At 37.1% G+C, this 16,620-nt stretch carries 16 protein-coding genes; 11 read left to right on the forward strand and 5 right to left on the reverse strand.

The genetic code is table 11. The annotated features are described in order from the left end of the window. Positions 1 to 210 precede the first annotated feature (210 nt). Positions 211 to 1,146, reverse strand: coding sequence for a drug/metabolite exporter YedA (yedA, locus tag ACPLOV_RS02980; protein WP_424910611.1), 936 nt, complete (start codon positions 1,144 to 1,146; stop codon positions 211 to 213). A 184-nt stretch (positions 1,147 to 1,330) separates the two neighbouring features. On the opposite strand from yedA, the gene ACPLOV_RS02985 reads away from it, so the two are divergent. Genes ACPLOV_RS02985 through ACPLOV_RS02995 form a run of 3 tightly spaced genes read left to right on the forward strand, consistent with a single transcriptional unit; the run spans position 1,331 to position 4,737 of the window. Further along, positions 1,331 to 2,947, forward strand: coding sequence for a mannitol dehydrogenase family protein (locus ACPLOV_RS02985; RefSeq protein ID WP_424910612.1), 1,617 nt, complete (start codon positions 1,331 to 1,333; stop codon positions 2,945 to 2,947). Next, a complete protein-coding gene (gene uxuA / locus ACPLOV_RS02990) occupies positions 2,944 to 4,029 on the forward strand; it encodes a mannonate dehydratase (protein ID WP_424910613.1) in 1,086 nt (361 codons plus the stop codon). The genes ACPLOV_RS02985 and uxuA overlap by 4 nt, the downstream gene beginning before the upstream one ends. Positions 4,030 to 4,059: 30 nt before the next feature. Further along, the gene (locus ACPLOV_RS02995; protein ID WP_424910614.1) at positions 4,060 to 4,737 is read left to right on the forward strand and encodes a GntR family transcriptional regulator; all 678 of its coding nucleotides are present in this window, start codon (positions 4,060 to 4,062) and stop codon (positions 4,735 to 4,737) included. 145 nt (positions 4,738 to 4,882) lie between these two features. Here the strand turns inward: ACPLOV_RS02995 and ACPLOV_RS03000 are convergent, their stop codons facing one another. The 3 genes from ACPLOV_RS03000 to hflX form a co-directional block, all read right to left on the reverse strand. Further along, positions 4,883 to 6,247, reverse strand: coding sequence for a PFL family protein (locus ACPLOV_RS03000; RefSeq protein WP_424909330.1), 1,365 nt, complete (start codon positions 6,245 to 6,247; stop codon positions 4,883 to 4,885). Positions 6,248 to 6,259: 12 nt separating this feature from the next. Continuing rightward, the gene (locus ACPLOV_RS03005) at positions 6,260 to 6,535 is read right to left on the reverse strand and encodes an ACT domain-containing protein (RefSeq protein ID WP_424910669.1); all 276 of its coding nucleotides are present in this window, start codon (positions 6,533 to 6,535) and stop codon (positions 6,260 to 6,262) included. Positions 6,536 to 6,829: 294 nt separating this feature from the next. Then, the gene (gene hflX, locus ACPLOV_RS03010; RefSeq protein WP_424909329.1) at positions 6,830 to 8,056 is read right to left on the reverse strand and encodes a GTPase HflX; all 1,227 of its coding nucleotides are present in this window, start codon (positions 8,054 to 8,056) and stop codon (positions 6,830 to 6,832) included. A gap of 154 nt (positions 8,057 to 8,210) precedes the next feature. Between hflX and fba the strand changes: the two genes are divergently transcribed. The 8 genes from fba to ACPLOV_RS03050 all read left to right on the forward strand — a co-directional run bounded on the left by fba (position 8,211) and on the right by ACPLOV_RS03050 (position 16,358). Then, entirely contained in the window at positions 8,211 to 9,140 is a 930-nt protein-coding gene (gene fba, locus ACPLOV_RS03015) for a class II fructose-1,6-bisphosphate aldolase (protein ID WP_424909328.1), read from the forward strand. A gap of 152 nt (positions 9,141 to 9,292) precedes the next feature. Then, the gene (locus ACPLOV_RS03020; RefSeq protein ID WP_424909327.1) at positions 9,293 to 9,991 is read left to right on the forward strand and encodes a helix-turn-helix transcriptional regulator; all 699 of its coding nucleotides are present in this window, start codon (positions 9,293 to 9,295) and stop codon (positions 9,989 to 9,991) included. 58 nt (positions 9,992 to 10,049) lie between these two features. Then, positions 10,050 to 10,430: a RidA family protein gene (locus ACPLOV_RS03025; RefSeq protein WP_424910615.1), complete on the forward strand. Its 381-nt coding sequence runs from the start codon at positions 10,050 to 10,052 to the stop codon at positions 10,428 to 10,430. A 31-nt stretch (positions 10,431 to 10,461) separates the two neighbouring features. After that, positions 10,462 to 11,670, forward strand: coding sequence for a threonine ammonia-lyase (gene ilvA / locus ACPLOV_RS03030; protein WP_424909326.1), 1,209 nt, complete (start codon positions 10,462 to 10,464; stop codon positions 11,668 to 11,670). A 57-nt stretch (positions 11,671 to 11,727) separates the two neighbouring features. Further along, positions 11,728 to 12,906: a dicarboxylate/amino acid:cation symporter gene (locus ACPLOV_RS03035; RefSeq protein ID WP_424910616.1), complete on the forward strand. Its 1,179-nt coding sequence runs from the start codon at positions 11,728 to 11,730 to the stop codon at positions 12,904 to 12,906. Positions 12,907 to 12,984: 78 nt separating this feature from the next. After that, the gene (gene mtnA, locus ACPLOV_RS03040; RefSeq protein ID WP_424910617.1) at positions 12,985 to 14,031 is read left to right on the forward strand and encodes an S-methyl-5-thioribose-1-phosphate isomerase; all 1,047 of its coding nucleotides are present in this window, start codon (positions 12,985 to 12,987) and stop codon (positions 14,029 to 14,031) included. Between the two features lie 118 nt (positions 14,032 to 14,149). Further along, positions 14,150 to 15,235: a mannose-1-phosphate guanylyltransferase gene (locus tag ACPLOV_RS03045; protein WP_424910618.1), complete on the forward strand. Its 1,086-nt coding sequence runs from the start codon at positions 14,150 to 14,152 to the stop codon at positions 15,233 to 15,235. A 13-nt stretch (positions 15,236 to 15,248) separates the two neighbouring features. Then, positions 15,249 to 16,358 carry a CapA family protein gene (locus tag ACPLOV_RS03050; protein WP_424910619.1) on the forward strand — a complete coding sequence of 370 codons (1,110 nt, stop codon included), beginning with the start codon at positions 15,249 to 15,251 and terminating at the stop codon, positions 16,356 to 16,358. On the opposite strand, the gene ACPLOV_RS03055 is transcribed toward ACPLOV_RS03050, so the two are convergent. Next, positions 16,355 to 16,531, reverse strand: a complete 177-nt coding sequence (locus ACPLOV_RS03055; protein WP_424909889.1) for a hypothetical protein — start codon at positions 16,529 to 16,531, stop codon at positions 16,355 to 16,357. The genes ACPLOV_RS03050 and ACPLOV_RS03055 overlap by 4 nt on opposite strands. Positions 16,532 to 16,620: the final 89 nt, after the last annotated feature.

Here is a 16,620-nt window from a genome sequence, read left to right on the forward strand (position 1 = left end):
CCGCCCTCTCACGGCGGAAACAGGGGTTCGAGTCCCCTTAGGGCTACCAAATTTATATCAATTTATAGGATAAAAAAAAACTCCTTATAAAGAGTTTAATGTCTTTATAAGGGGTTTTTTGTATTTTTTACATTTATTTTTCCCACACTTAGAATCTTATAGATATATTAAGATTTATTAATAGTCAACAAATTAAAAGGATTATATTTTTTAATTACGGTTTCTAAATATGGTAATTATTATAACACTTAAAATGATTATTATTGTGGCTATTAATGTATTTACTGTAAGTTGTTCACCGGCTATAAGCCAACCAATAAATACGGCTACAATGGGATTTACAAAAGCATAGGTAGAGACCAGGGCAGAATCAGCATTTTTTAAGAGCCATATATACGCGTTATAGGCTACAATTGAACCAAAAATTATTAAATAAAGTAGTGATAAAAAAGACCGGAAGGACAAATCAAAGATATTAAAATGTGCCCATTCGCCCTTTAATATTGAAGCCAGGAAAAGTAGAATTCCACCCACAATCATCTGCATTGCAGTAAATAATAATGGGGATCGGGGCTGATCTACGGTTCTTGAAGATAATGAACCCAGGGACCAAGAAAAAGAAGCAAACAACAATAATGCTACACCAAGAGGATTAATATTATTTTTATCTGGCGTACCCGAAGAGTTTGTTACAAGAATTAAAATACCGGCAAAACCCAAAATTATTCCCAGAATAACGCCTTTGTTTGGACTTTTTTGCTTTTTCCACAACCATTCTAATAAAATAATCCACAAAGGCACAGTTGCGATAATAGTAGCGGCAATTCCTGATGGAACAAGCTGTTCGGCCAATACCACAAATCCATTTCCGAAAAATAGAAGCTGTGTACCGATTATTCCCGCACTGAACCACTGTTTTCTCGTAGGATTGTTATAACCTGATAAAAGTGACCAGAAATATAAAATAAGGCCTGCCAATAAAAACCGGGTTCCAGCCATTATAAACGGAGGGATTGTTTCAATAGCGAACTTTATTCCTAGGTAGGTTCCGCCCCAGAAAAGGTATACGGAAAATAAAGCAATCAATACCTGAAATTTTTTTCTATTGCTCAAAACTTCATTCGTTTTGATTACAGGATTATCCATGAAAATCCTCCTTGTCATTTACACTCATTTATTTAACTTATTCCAATATTATAATATAAAGAATTAAATTTTTGTTGTTTTAATAGAAAAAATTATAATTTATTTTTTTATTGACTAAAATATACTAACATGGTAGTATATTAGTAAAAATAATTTAACAAATTCTAAAGTAGTGGGTGTTAGCATGAAATTAAATCTTGATTCACTTAAAAAAAGACAAATTTGGGAAGAAAAAGGATATAAACTGCCCCAATTTGATGTACAAAAGGTACGAGAAAAAACTTTAAAAGAACCTGTATGGATTCATTTTGGTGCCGGAAATATATTCAGGGCTTTTTTGGCTTCCCTCCAGCAAAATCTTTTAAATAAAGGATTAAGCGATAAAGGAATCATAGCCTGTGCTCCTTACGATGATGAAGTAATAAAAAAGGTATATTTGCCTTATGAAAATTTAAGCATATTAGTAACTTTGAAAGAGGATGGGGAAATTGAAAAAAGCGTAATTGCAAGCATAGTCAGTGCGTTAAGTGTTAAAGAGAATATGGATGAAATAGAAAGAATTTTTATATCTCCCTCCTTGCAGATAGCATCTTTTACAATTACGGAAAAGGGCTATGCATTAGAAAATGCAAAAGGAGAGTATTTTCAAGAAGTACTAAGCGATATAGATAATTTTCCTGAAAAACCCAGAAGTGTAATGGGGACTATAGCTTATTTATGCTATAAAAGATATTTAGCCGGTGAATTGCCTTTAGCACTGGTAAGTATGGATAATATTGCCCATAACGGGACAAAACTTTATGAGGCAGTGAAGTTTTTCGCTGAAAAATGGATGGAAAAAGGAAAGGTAGAAAAAGGTTTTTTAGATTATTTATGTGACTCAAAAATGGTATCCTTTCCCTGGAGTATGATCGATAAGATAACACCACGACCCTCAGAAAAAGTTATGGATTTACTTAAAGCCGATGGATTGGAAGATGTAAAAATTTATAAAACCGGCAAAAATACATATGTTTCCTGCTTTGTAAATGCTGAACCAACTGAATATCTTGTCATTGAAGATAATTTTCCTAATGGAAGGCCACCCTTAGAAGAAGCAGGAGTATTTTTTACCGATAGGGAAACGGTAGAAAAAGCAGAAAAAATGAAGGTCTGTACATGTCTTAACCCTCTTCATACGGTTTTAGCAATTTTCGGATGCCTTTTAAATTATTCATTTATTTACGAGGAAATGCGGGATGAAAATTTAAAGGCACTTGTGGAAAAAATTGGATACGAAGAAGGTCTTCCGACGGTAATAAATCCGGGAATTATTAACCCCGAGGATTTTATAAAGGAAGTTATAGAAAAAAGATTACCCAATCCTTTTGTACCTGATACTCCGCAAAGGATAGCCTGTGATACATCTCAAAAAATACCGGTGCGCTTTGGGGAAACCTTGAAAGCTTACGTTCGTTTAAATAAGGATTTAAAAAGTTTAACCTACATTCCTCTGTTTTTTGCTGGCTGGCTTAGATATTTGATGGGGATAGATGACGAAGGGAAAGAATTTATTCCAAGCCCCGACCCCATGCTTACCGAATTGCAAAGGCATATAAAGAAAATTTCTCTTGGGGAAAAAGGGCCTTTTACGGAATTTTTAAAACCGATATTATCCGATGAGAAAATTTTCGGAATAAATCTTTATGACTATGGTTTGGCTTCAAAAGTAGAGCAAATGTTTGAGAAATTAGTTAGCGGTGTTGGTGCTGTAAGGAGAACACTAAAAGAATTTACCGAATTGGGGGTAAATGGCCAATGAAAATGGTATTTAGATGGTTCGGAAAGGGATTTGATAAAATTCCCCTTGAGTACATTCGACAAATTCCGGGAGTAACGGGTGTTGTAGCAACATTGATGGATATTCCGGTAGGAGAAGTTTGGCCCAAAGAAAGAGTAAAAGCCATGAAGGAAGAAGTGGAAAAATATGGACTCAGTTTGGAAGTAATAGAAAGCGTAAATGTTCATGAAGATATTAAATTGGGAGAAAAAGACCGGGATAGATATATTGAAAATTACATAATAACGATGAAAAATCTATCAGAAATTGGAGTAAAAGTTATATGTTATAATTTTATGCCGGTTTTTGATTGGTTGAGGACGGAACTTGAGAGGGTTTTAGAAGATGGTTCTAAAACTATGGCTTATAAACATGATGTAGTGTTAAAAATACAACCCAAAAACTTTGCTGAAAAATTTACCGAACAACCAGAAGAAGTGGAATTACCCGGGTGGGAGCCGGAAAGATTAAAGGAGATTTCGGAAACCTTAGAGAGGTATAAAAATATTACCGAGGAGCAATACTGGAACAATATGAAATATTTTTTGGATTGTATAATTCCCTATGCGGAAAAGTACGATATAAAAATGGCAATACACCCGGATGATCCTCCATGGCCGGTTTTTGGCCTGCCCAGAGTTATTACTAATAGAAACAATATAAGGAAATTCCTTGAGTTAAATAATAGTCTTTATAATGGAATTACTCTTTGCACGGGTTCTCTTGGTGCAAATAGAGAAAATGATATTCCATCAATAATAAGGGAATTTGTGAAGGAAGGCAGGGTTCATTTTGCCCATGTAAGAAATCTTAAGTTTGAATCGGATAAAGACTTCTATGAAAGCGCTCATTTATCCAAGTGTGGGTCGTTTGATATGTTTGAAATTATGAAAGCTTTTTACGAAAGCGGGTTTACCGGATACATCCGACCGGACCACGGGAGAATGATATGGGGAGAAACTGGGCGTCCCGGCTATGGTCTATACGATAGAGCCTTGGGTGCTGTATATTTACAGGGATTGTGGGAAGCATTAGAGAAAATCTCCGGTAAAAATGAAGATTGATTTACCAAAACCTATGAAAGCAGGGCTAAAATGTTAGAAATTCTTAAAAGGTATCCAAAGGAAAATGCCCGAGAATTTGTAATAAGGGTTTTATATCATAACATTATTTATTTAAATCTGAAACCGGGGCAGCAAATAAGTGAAAGTGAAATAGCATCTTTGCTGGGTGTAAGTCGTACCCCGGTTAGAGAAGCCTTTATAGAATTATCAAAAGCATCTCTTGTGGAAATATATCCTCAAAAAGGGACATATATTTCAAAAATAGACCTGGATTTGGTAGAAGAATCCCGTTTCGCCAGAAGCATTCTGGAAAAGGCTGTAATAAAATTAGTTTGTGGAACAATTACGGAAGATTATTTGATGTTTTTGGAAGATAATGTTAGATTGCAGGAATTGGCAGTAAAACGTAAAGATTATAAAGAGCTGCTCCTTTTGGATAATAAGTTTCACGAGATAATTTTTAAAGCGTGCAAAAAGGAATTAACCTTTAATCTCATTAGAAGCATGATGTCGCACTTTGACAGGATAAGGATTCTCAACTTTGCAGTGATGGACATGCAAAGGACGGTAAATGACCATAAAAATATTTTAAAAGCAATTAAAGAAAGAAATGAAAAAAAAGCTGAAGAATTAATGGAAGAACATCTTACAAGGGTTATCTACGATCAAAATTATTTAAAGCAGCTTTACCCCGAGTATTTTAAATGATATAAAAGCTCCTTCGCCTGAAATTATTTCTATATGTTCTTCCTTTTCATCGTCAACAACATCCAACCAGTTTACCCTGAGCTCCCTGTTTAATGGCGTTAAATATATGCCCGGTGCAAAAAGCGTTTCCGGGCATTTTTAAATTTTAATTGGTCAGACTCTGAATGGGCGGAGGGATCCTGCCGCCTCGCTTCACAAAAAGGGATGAATCAAATTTGTTAACAGGCATTACGGGAGCCCTTCCCAAAAGGCCTCCAAATTCTACTCTGTCACCAGCTTTTTTACCGGGGGCAGGAATGATGCGAACAGCAGTAGTTTTTTTGTTTATTACTCCTATTGCCATTTCATCGGCAATAATGGCAGCAATGGTTTCTGCCGGGGTGTCCCCCGGAATCGCAATCATATCAAGTCCTACCGAACATACCGAGGTCATTGCTTCAAGTTTTTCAAGGGTAAGAGCGCCTTCTTCTACTGCCTTTACCATACCCGCATCCTCGCTTACGGGGATAAAAGCTCCCGAAAGTCCTCCCACATAAGAGGCAGCCATCGCACCTCCTTTTTTAACAGCGTCATTCAAAAGAGCCAGGGCAGCGGTAGTTCCGGGAGCACCGCAACGTTCAAGGCCCATGGCTTCCAGGATGTTCGCTATACTATCACCTATTGCCGGCGTGGGAGCAAGGGAAAGGTCTATTATTCCGAGGGGAATTCCCAATCTTTTAGACGCTTCCCGACCGATCAATTCACCTGCACGGGTTATTTTAAAAGCCGTTCTTTTTACTGCTTCAGCTATTTCCCCAAAATCCGCCTTTTCACCCATACGCCTTAATACCGTATTTACAACCCCTGGTCCGCTGATTCCAATATTAATGGATGCTTCCGGTTCTCCGATACCGTGAAAAGCACCGGCCATAAACGGGTTATCTTCCACCGCATTTGCGAAAACCACAAGTTTTGCACAGCCTATACCATCTTTTTCAGCCGTTAGCTCGGCGGTCTTTTTGATAATATTTCCCATGGCAAGGACGGCATCCATATTAATACCTGCTCTGCTGGAAGCTAAGTTAACCGAAGAACATACCCTTTCGGTAAGGGAAAGGGCTTCGGGAATGGAGTTCAAAAGATTTATATCCCCCCTGGTAAAACCTTTATGAACAAGTGCCGAAAAACCTCCAATAAAGTCAATCCCCAGGTCTTTTGCAGCTTTGTCCATCGCTTTTGCCAGTGGCATAAGGTCTTTTTCCAAGCAGGATTCGGCTATGATAGAAATGGGTGTAACCGAAATCCTTTTATTTACAATCGGAATTCCAAATTCTGCTTCTAACTGCCGCGCGACGGGTACCAATTTTTCAGCGGTTTTCATAATCTTTTCGTAGATTTTTTTGGCGACTGTATTAATATCAAGGTCGCAACAATCTCTAAGGCTTATCCCTAAGGTAATAGTCCTTATATCTAAATTTTCTGCCTGCACCATCCTTATTGTCTCTATAATTTCATCCCTCGTAAAACTCATGATTTTTTCCTCCTAAATCCTGTGCATGTATCGAAATACTTCTTCCCTTTGAGCATCTACCCTTACGGAAAGGGAATTTCCTCGTTCGGCGAGTAATTTTTTTAACTCTTCAAAACTAACGGTGCTTTTTGAAATATCCACCACCATTATCATCGTAAAAAGGCCTTCAATAGAGGTCTGTGTAATGTCGAAAATGTTGATGTTATTTGATGCAAGGACGTCGGATATTCCGGCTATAATACCTATTCTATCTTCTCCGATTACAGAAATTACTGCTTTTTGTGCCAAAGTCCCGTTAAAAGGGGCTGGAGCTTCTAAAAGTTCATCACCTATATAAATTTTTAAACCGTGTGCTGCCGCATAAATACTGGCTTCTTTTGTTACAAGGGTACCGGGGGGGAGTTTAATGATTTTATTTTCTCCGTAGTTTTTAACCGTATCTAAGGTAACAAGTATTTCCATTATAATTTGTCCACCTCCAAAAAATAAAAAATCAAGGAAACAATTCCCGTTAATACTTTATTATATTAAAGTATAAAACGAAATAAATATAAATATCAAGTGCTCGACTAAAATTTTTTTTTATTTGTTAACCAAAAAGTTTTTATATTTATTAATTACGAATTCTTCTATTTCTCCCTGTATTTTTACTCCTTCGGGTAAACATTCCTTTGAGAAAATTAATCCATTTTGATAAATAATATCAACAATAGATAACTTATCGTATGGGATAAGAAATTCAGCAAATTTTCTTGTTTTTGAAAGGTTTTCGCAAATCATTTTAAGCAGTTCATCTAAATTTTTTTTGTATAAAGCAGAAATTTCCACGGTATTTTTTGAATTTAATGGGAGGATACAAGAAGAATTAATTTTATCTATTTTATTAATAGCGATGACAATTGGTTTATTATCTGCTTGGATATCTTTAAGCACCTTAAATACAGTATTTATTTCTTCCTCAAAATTCCTGCTGGATCCATCCGCCACAAGTAAAAGCAAATCTGCTTCTTTTATTTCTTCTAAGGTAGCTTTAAAAGCTTCGACAATCTCGTGGGGAAGTTTTCTAATAAAACCTACCGTATCCGAAAGCAGTGCTTTCCTCCCGTCGGGGAGTATTAAAAGTCTGGTGGTGGTATCCAGGGTATCGAAGAGCCTGTCGTTGCTGGGAACCTTTGCATCGGTCAAAGCGTTCATCAATGTGGATTTTCCGGCGTTCGTATATCCAACCAGGCATATAACAGGAAATTTTCTTGCACTTCTTAAAAGGTGTCTGCTATCTTTTATTTTTTGTAATTCCTTTTTTAGGTAGGCAATTCTTCTTTTTATGTGCCTTTTATCGGTTTCTAATTTTGTTTCACCGGGTCCTCTTGTTCCTATGCCGCCACCGAATCTGGAAAGTTCTATTCCTTTACCCGTAAGGCGGGGTAATAAATGCTGAAGTTGTGCGAGCTCCACCTGAATTTTCCCTTCTTTCGATTTTGCCCTTTGAGCGAAAATATCCAAAATAAGAGTTGTCCTATCGATTATTTGGAGCTCGATTAGATTTTCTAAATTTCTAATCTGCACAGGAGTTAAATCATCATTAAAAATTACCGCGTTTGCTTCAAGGGCTTTTGCCACTTCGGCAATTTCCTGTGCCTTGCCTTTTCCGATGTAAAAAGCAGGGTCATAAGATGTTTTTCTTTGAACTATTTTAGCAACCACCTCAGCCCCTGCGGTTTTTGCAAGAAGTTCTAACTCTACGATGCTTTCTTCATCTTGAATATTTTTTATTATCCCTGCAACTATGGCTTTTGTATTGAAAGCCAAAATAGGCCCTCCCCATTCTTTTTTTAATTATTTATAATTATTATAGCATTGGAAATAAAATAATTTCACATAATAAAAAAATAAATGATACACATTTTCATTAATATGTTATATAATTTTTAAAGAATTAATATGAAAAATTGGAGGGTAAAAAATGCCGCTGGTAACATCAAAAGAATTGTTTAAAAAGGCCTATGAAGGTGGATATGCAATAGGTGCTTTTAACGTAAATAATATGGAAATTATTCAGGGAATTGTAGAAGCAGCGAAGGAAGAAAACTCTCCCCTTATTTTACAGGTTTCTGCAGGGGCAAGAAAGTACGCAAGACCTATTTATTTAAAAAAATTGGTAGAGGCTGCAGTTGAAGATACCGGGTTGCCTGTAGTCTTGCACCTTGACCACGGTGAAAGTTTTGAGATTTGCAAAGCATGTATTGATGATGGATTTACCTCGGTAATGATAGATGGTTCAAAACTTCCTTTTGAAGAAAACATAGCCCTTACAAAAAAGGTAGTGGATTACGCCCATGAGCATGGTGTAGTAGTCGAGGCAGAACTTGGAAGGATAGGCGGGGTAGAAGATAATATAAGTGTTAGTGAAAGGGAAGCTACCTTTACGGATCCGGATCAGGCTTTAGAGTTTGTAGAAAGAACAGGAGTGGATTCCTTAGCAATTGCCATTGGGACAAGCCACGGAGCTTATAAATTTAAAGGTGAACCTTACTTAGATTTTAAACGGTTGGAAGAAATAATGAAAAGGCTTCCGGGATTTCCTTTGGTACTGCACGGGGCCTCTACGGTCCTTCCTGAATTTGTGGAGGCCTGCAATAAATACGGCGGCAGTATCCACAGTGCAAAGGGAGTTCCGGAGGAAATGTTGAGAAAAGCAGCAAGCCTTGGTATTTGTAAAATAAACATAGATACCGATTTAAGACTTGCAATGACGGCAATGATTAGAAAATATTTGGCAGAAAATCCATCGGAATTTGACCCGAGAAAATACTTAGGTGCTGCCAGGGAAGCAATTAAAGAAATGGTAAAACACAAAATAAGAAATGTTCTCGGGTCCAGTAATAAATTATAATTATTATTCATATAACCCCTTTAAAGCTTGAGCAAGCTTTGAGGGGTTTAATTATTGTAATCAACATAAAACTAAAATATTATCATAAAAAAATTTTTTTATTAAAAGAAGGAATTTTTATAATGATGTTGAATTAATTATTAAAGGGGGTAATGATTTTGGCAAATAATGAGGTATTAAAATCTTATATACCTTTAGTAGATTTTATCGCAGGGATTGTAGGGCCCTTTTGTGAAGTTGTTCTTCACGATGTAACCAATGTGGAATCGTCCATAGTAGCGATCAAAAACTCTCATATAAGCGGAAGAAAGGTGGGGGGACCTTTAACCGACCTGGGGATAAAATTGCTTAATGATAAAGAGTATCTCACAAAAGATTATCTTTTGAATTATTCGGCAAAAACAGTGGATGGGAAGATTTTAAGGTCTTCTACCTATTTTATAAAAGACCTGAATGGGAATTTAATCGGAATGCTGTGCATAAATGTGGATTTAACCGGAGCTTTAAATGCCCGGGAATTTTTAAATAGTTTTATAATGGATAGGGATAAAAAAGCAGAATATGATTTTGCAAAAAAAGAAAATGCAAATTCTGAGAGAGGGGAGAATAATTCGGAAGTTTACGAGCATTTGACAATTTCCTTAGAGGATTTAATGCAGACAATGATTAAAAAAGCCATTTCAGAAGTGGATATTCCTCCGGAAAGAATGTCGCCGGAAGAGAAGATGAGCATTGTCCAAAAGCTTAACCAAAAGGGAGTGTTTTTAATAAAAGGAGCGGTAACAGAGGTGGCAAAGAGGCTAAAAACGTCGGAAAACACAATTTACAGGTACTTAAATAAGCTTGAATAAATATCTTTTTTATAAAAAAAATAAAAAATAAAAATTAAAAGAAAGGGAGTGTGTTTTTATGGAAAAGAAAATTATCAAAACCGATCAGGCACCCAAAGCTATTGGCCCCTATTCCCAGGCAGTGATGGTGGGAGACTTTCTTTTTGCTTCCGGCCAGATTGCACTGGATCCTACCACTGGGGAAATGGTGGAAGGAGGGATAGAAGCCCAGGCCACCAGGGTAATGGAAAATATTAAAAATATCCTGGCTGCTGCAGGAATGGATTTTTCAAACGTGGTAAAATCCACCATATTCATCACCGATATTAATAACTTTGCAAAAGTGAACGAAATCTATGGAAAATATTTCCCCGAAAACCCTCCTGCAAGGTCTACTATTGAAGTTAGCAAGCTTCCAAAAGGTGCCCTGATAGAAATCGAAGTAATTGCCCACAGGTAATGTTTAATATCGATCCTTAGGAGTGAAAAAAATGGATATTTCTTTGAGGGAAATCCAGGACGCCCGGGCGATTATTAAAAATGTAGCATATAAAACCGGTCTTGTTCATAACACCACTTTAAGCGAAATGTCGGGGAATACCGTATACTTGAAAATGGAGAATCTGCAGAAAACCGGGTCCTTCAAAATTAGAGGAGCCTATAACAAGATAGCCCATTTGACGCCCGAAGAGAAGCAAAAAGGAGTAATTGCTTCATCAGCAGGCAATCACGCTCAGGGCGTTGCTCTCAGTGCCACTTTATACGGTATTAAATCAACGATAGTAATGCCAAAACATGCTCCTTTATCGAAAGTATCGGCGACTAAGAGTTACGGCGCCCAGGTAGTCCTTCATGGCAGTGTATACGACGAGGCATATGCTAAAGCTAAAGAAATACAGCAGGAAACCGGGGCAACTTTTATTCATCCCTTCAATGACCCCTATGTAATAGCAGGTCAGGGGACAATAGGGTTAGAAATAATGGAAGATTTTTTTGATGTGGATGCTGTAGTGGTTCCAATTGGCGGTGGTGGGCTTGTTTCAGGTATTTCCATTGCTGTGAAAAGTATCAATCCTAAGACAAAAATAATCGGTGTGCAGACCAAAAATGTCCCTTCCATGGCAGAATCCATATCAAATAAAAAAATTACTACTGTGGAGGGAGCTCCTACCATCGCCGATGGAATTGCCGTAAAAACACCGGGAGATTTAACTTTCAGTATCATTCAAAAATATGTGGATGAAATTGTAACTGTGGATGAAGATGAAATTGCCAATGCCATATTACTGCTCCTTGAAAGAGCAAAAGTAGTTTCAGAAGGTGCCGGTGCCGTAAGCGTCGCCGCCGTATTAAACAGACTAAATAATTATAAAAACAAAAAAATAGTGGCGGTGATAAGCGGAGGGAATATAGACGTAAACATTCTTGCAAGGGTAATAGATAAAGGCCTCGTGAAAGGAGGAAGAAAAGTATTTATTGATACTTTTATTCCCGATAGGCCCGGAACATTATCAAAACTATTGGCATTGATTGCAGAAACAGGAGCAAATGTATTATCGGTAACCCATCACAGGTCGTCAAAAGATGTGCTAATCGGTTATGCAAAGGTAGAGCTGGAATTGGAGACGGCGGATGAAGAGCATGTGAGTAAATTAAAAACAATTCTGGAAGAAAATAATTATACCATTGTTATTCAATAATAATTATAATTTTAATGTTATATTTATATATTTTTATTTTTTGGGGGAGGAAACCGGATGAAGAGTTTTAATTTGGGTCTTTTACCGAGATTGATAGCGGCTATCATTCTTGGTATATTAATCGGTGCTTTCTTGCCCGCACCGGTTGTGAGAATTTTTGCTACCTTTAACTCAATTTTCAGCAATTTTTTGAGTTTTGCCATACCTCTCATCATTGTTGGATTTGTAGCACCGGGTATTGCTGAGCTGGGCAATGGAGCAGGAAAACTTCTTGCAATTACTACGGTCATAGCTTATATTTCCACTTTGATTTCCGGCTTTTTTGCTTTTACAGTTTCCACAAATGTTTTACCCAAATTCATTCATTATTCATCATCCTTTTCAGCGACAAATCCCGAAGAAAAACTCCTGAAACCATTTTTTACTATCGAGATACCGCCTCTATTCGGAGTAATGTCGGCTCTGGTTATCGCATTTATCCTCGGAATAGGCATGGCTTCATTGAAGGAAAAAAATTTATACAACGTTGTTTCTGAATTCCAGAAGATTGTACAGATGGTTATTGAAAAGCTGATTATTCCACTTTTACCCGTTCATATCGCAGGAATATTTGCCAACATGACTCATGCGGGAGAAGTAGCGAAGATATTAAGCGTTTTCGGAAAAGTTTTCGTTCTTATAATAGCTATGCACCTTACAATTATTTTGCTTCAATTCTTTGTGGCAAGCCTTTACAGTGGAAAGAGCATGATAATGGCTTTGAAAAACCAGATACCGGGATATTTAACAGCTATCGGAACTCAGTCTTCGGCAGCTACCATACCGGTAAATCTGGAATGTGCGAAAAATAATGGTGTATCCGAAGGTATTAGAGAATTTGTCGTGCCCCTTTGTGCCACAATTCATCTTTCGGGCAGTACAATTACATTGACCACCTGTTCAATAGCAGTTATGATGCTTTCGGGTATGCCTGTTACTCTAGGCAAAATGGCTGGATTTATTTTAATGCTGGGGGTTACTATGGTTGCGGCTCCCGGGGTTCCCGGAGGTGCTGTTATGGCAGCACTCGGTATTTTGCAGAGCATGCTCGGTTTTGGAGAAGCCCAGCTTGCATTGATGATAGCCCTTTACCTCACTCAGGATAGCTTCGGCACAGCCTGCAATGTGTCCGGAGATAACGCCATAGCATTAATTGTGGATAAAATTGCCTCAAGGATGAAATTAAAGGCTGCATAATATAATTATGTGTTAAAACTTGTTTAAAATCCCCCGCCATGATAAAATATTCATAAAAATCATGACGGGGGAATTTTTATGCCAAAAGAAGGACTATTGCCGTTAAAATGGGATGGGGAAAATTTATTTTTACTGGATCAAAGGGAATTGCCCGATAAAATACTGTATAATAAAAAAAGTACTCCCGAAGAAGTATGGGAAAGTATAAAGACCCTGGAAGTTAGAGGAGCACCCCTGATAGGGATTGCAGCGGCTTATGCCATGTATTTTGCGGCAAAAAGCGCTCCCGGGGATAGCTTTGAAAGTTTTTACAACTATATGAAAAATAAAGCGGAATACCTTTCCACTTCGCGACCTACTGCTGTAAACCTGTTCTGGGCTTTAAACAGGATAATGAACAGGATTGTTGAATCCAAGGATAGGCCCATCTGGGAGATTAAAAACCTTGTAAAAGAAGAAGCTCAAAAAATCCACAGGGAAGATGAACAAATATGCAGGAAAATAGGTGAATACGGTTTACAATTATTAAAGGACGGATACGGAGTACTGACTCACTGCAATGCTGGACAGTTAGCGACCGCAAAATACGGTACGGCGACTGCTCCAATTTACTTAGCGTACGAAAAGGGATGGAAAATAAAAGTATTTGCCGATGAAACCAGGCCGGTAAACCAGGGTTCCCGTTTGACTGCGTTGGAGTTAAAAGAAGCCGGGGTTGATGTAACTTTAATTTGCGATAATATGGCCGCCTGTGTAATGTCAAAAGGATGGGTTAATGCGGTGATAGTCGGCTGCGACAGGGTAGCGGCAAACGGAGATACGGCAAATAAAATTGGCACCTTAGGGCTTTCCATTTTAGCTAAACACTTTGGGATACCCTTTTACGTAGCAGCACCTACGCCTACTATTGACCTTAACACCGAAAGCGGTGAAAAAATACCGATTGAAGAAAGAAACCCTTTAGAGGTTATTCAAAGTTTTGGAAAAAAGACCGCTCCCGATGGGATTAAGGTATTTAATCCTGCTTTTGATGTGACTCCCCATGAGAATATTACCGCTTTTATTACTGAAAAAGGTATTATATATCCTCCTTTCAAAGAGAATATTAGAAAAATTTTCGAATAAATGATTAGGCGGAAAATATTACCGCCTTTTTTCAATTTTATGATATATTAATTATTAAAGATAAATATTAATTTAGATTGGAAATAATAAAAACGTTCAAATAAACTGGGGGGATATTATGAAAAGATATGGTGTGATAATGGCCGGCGGTGGAGGAACGAGATTCTGGCCGCTGAGCAGAAAATCCAAACCCAAACAATTTTTAAATATTACTGGCGAAGACACCATGATTAATGATACAATAAAAAGAATAATGGATTTGGTACCACCGGAACAAATAATTATTGTTACCAATAAGGCTCAGGAGCTTACTTTAAAAAAGGTACTGATGAAGGAAATTCCCGAAGAAAATATTTTGGTAGAGCCTTTCGGCAGGAATACAGCAGCTTGCATTGCCTACGCATCAATGATAATTGAAAAAAGGGATAAGGACTCTTGTATCGGAGTATTTCCTTCGGACCACTATATCAAAAATGTTTATGAATTTCAAAAGGTATTGGATGCTGCTTTTTGCATTGCTGAAAATACGGATAAACTAATAACCATGGGAATTAATCCCACTTTTCCTTCCACGGGTTACGGTTATATTAAATTCGATAAAGAAAGTCCTATAAAAATTAATGAAATAAAAACGGCTTATGAAGTGAAGGAATTTGTTGAAAAACCCGATGTACAGAAGGCGAAGCAGTATATTGAAAGTGGTGATTATCTATGGAACAGCGGTATGTTTGTGTGGAAAACACGGGTAATTTTAAATAATTTTGAAAGATTCCTTCCCAGGATTTATTATAAATTAAAATCGATAATAGATGTGCTTTATAGTAATAAGGGATACGAGGAATTGGAGAAGGTGTACAAAGAACTGCCCGATATTTCTATAGACTACGGGATTATGGAAAGGGCCCTTGATGTAGCCGTAATTCCCTGCGATTTTGGGTGGAGTGATGTGGGAAGCTGGGATTCCCTTGGGAGTGTCATCCCTCCCGATGAAAACGGTAATATAATAAGAGGAGAACATGTGGAAATAGAAACAAAAAATAGCATCATATTTTCTAACGGCAGGATGGTGGCTGCGGTGGGATTAGAAGATATGATTGTTGTTGAAACTCAGGATGCAATTCTCGTATGCCCCAAGAGAAAAGCCCAGGATGTAAAAAAGGTGGTAGAGCAATTGAAAAAGATAGGAAGAGAAGATTTATTGTAAGAGAGGTCGGAAAATGAAGCGATCGTATAAGTTTATTATTATTATTTTAATACCTGTTTTATTATTTTTTTCTTTTTTTATATTGTGGCATTTTAAAATAGGAATTTTTAAAGAAATGACGGTTTTTGCTGTAAGTGATAAAGAAAAGGAAAATAATGTTCCCGTGGAAGAAGATATAGAAGAAACTTCTAAAACCGTAGAAATTTCTTTAATTGCTGCAGGGGATGTTATGATGCACGTTCCCCAGATACGTTCGGGGTACGACGAAAAAACTCAAAAGTATAATTTCGATTATTTTTTTGACGAGGTAAGGGAAGATATCTTATCGGGGGATGTAGCAATAGCAAATTTAGAGACCACCCTTGCAGGAAAAGAAAGAAGATTTACCGGTTTCCCACTTTTTAATGCTCCCGATGAAATAGCCGATGCTTTAAAAAACGCCGGATTTGATATTGTTGTAACCTCTAATAATCACTCTATGGATAGAGGAGAAGAAGGGGTTTTAAGGACCATTCAGGTATTAAAAGAAAGAGGTCTTATAAACGTAGGGACCAATTCAAATGAACAAGAAGATATTCTGAGAATAATTGAAGTTAAAAATGTAAAAATTGGATTTTTGGCTTATACCTACGGTACCAATGGGATACCCGTTAAAAAACCTTTCCTGGTAAATATAATTGATGAAAATAAAATTCTGGATGATATAAGTAGATCAAAGAAAAAAGTCGATGTTTTAGTTGTATATTTTCATTTTGGAAACGAATATCAGCGAACACCTTCGCAATTTCAAAAAGATTTGTCCCAAAAGGCAATAAAAGAAGGTGCGGATATAGTACTGGGCAGTCATCCCCATGTGGTTCAGCCCGGAGAATTTGTGGCATTCGAAAATAACAATGGGGTTCAAAAAAAATACATACGGTATTCGCTGGGTAATTTTATTTCGGCACAAAAATTACCCTATACCGATGAAGGTTTAATACTGAAAATAATTTTAGAGGTAAACAAAAAAGATAATAAGGTAGATGTAAAAGACGTAGAAGAAATTCCTACATGGGTTCATCGATATAGGGATAACGGTCTTGTAAAATATGTTGTTAAAAAAGGCAATAAACCGCCTAATTAAACGGTGCATTGGTGTTCTTCTTCGCATGCTTTTTTTACCTCAAAAGAACAGGCTTCTTTTTTTCCTACAGCTTCCAGTGAACAATAACATGCAATGCCGTAACACGTTTCTTCGCATTTTAAATAAGGACATTCCGCTATCTGAGTAAAATCTTTTTTCTCGGGAACTTTCATAGTATACCCTCCTTTCACGGAAAAGATAATTGTTGGCAAATAAAGAAAATTATCATAATCTTTATTGTAATTAAAATTCTTAAAAAAAG

This window comes from Thermovenabulum sp. (genome assembly GCF_049723235.1).
GTDB lineage: Bacteria > Bacillota > Thermosediminibacteria > Thermosediminibacterales > Thermosediminibacteraceae > Thermovenabulum.

Bases quoted from the DNA above. Each gene is read 5' to 3' on its own strand.
- yedA (WP_424910611.1), bottom strand. From the start codon at position 1,146: ATGGATAATCCTGTAATCAAAACGAATGAAGTTTTGAGCAATAGAAAA.
- ACPLOV_RS02985 (WP_424910612.1), top strand. From the start codon at position 1,331: ATGAAATTAAATCTTGATTCACTTAAAAAAAGACAAATTTGGGAAGAA.
- uxuA (WP_424910613.1), top strand. From the start codon at position 2,944: ATGAAAATGGTATTTAGATGGTTCGGAAAGGGATTTGATAAAATTCCC.
- ACPLOV_RS02995 (WP_424910614.1), top strand. From the start codon at position 4,060: ATGTTAGAAATTCTTAAAAGGTATCCAAAGGAAAATGCCCGAGAATTT.
- ACPLOV_RS03000 (WP_424909330.1), bottom strand. From the start codon at position 6,247: ATGAGTTTTACGAGGGATGAAATTATAGAGACAATAAGGATGGTGCAG.
- fba (WP_424909328.1), top strand. From the start codon at position 8,211: ATGCCGCTGGTAACATCAAAAGAATTGTTTAAAAAGGCCTATGAAGGT.
- ACPLOV_RS03020 (WP_424909327.1), top strand. From the start codon at position 9,293: ATGATTTTGGCAAATAATGAGGTATTAAAATCTTATATACCTTTAGTA.
- ACPLOV_RS03025 (WP_424910615.1), top strand. From the start codon at position 10,050: ATGGAAAAGAAAATTATCAAAACCGATCAGGCACCCAAAGCTATTGGC.
- ilvA (WP_424909326.1), top strand. From the start codon at position 10,462: ATGGATATTTCTTTGAGGGAAATCCAGGACGCCCGGGCGATTATTAAA.
- ACPLOV_RS03035 (WP_424910616.1), top strand. From the start codon at position 11,728: ATGAAGAGTTTTAATTTGGGTCTTTTACCGAGATTGATAGCGGCTATC.
- mtnA (WP_424910617.1), top strand. From the start codon at position 12,985: ATGCCAAAAGAAGGACTATTGCCGTTAAAATGGGATGGGGAAAATTTA.
- ACPLOV_RS03045 (WP_424910618.1), top strand. From the start codon at position 14,150: ATGAAAAGATATGGTGTGATAATGGCCGGCGGTGGAGGAACGAGATTC.
- ACPLOV_RS03050 (WP_424910619.1), top strand. From the start codon at position 15,249: ATGAAGCGATCGTATAAGTTTATTATTATTATTTTAATACCTGTTTTA.
- ACPLOV_RS03055 (WP_424909889.1), bottom strand. From the start codon at position 16,531: ATGAAAGTTCCCGAGAAAAAAGATTTTACTCAGATAGCGGAATGTCCT.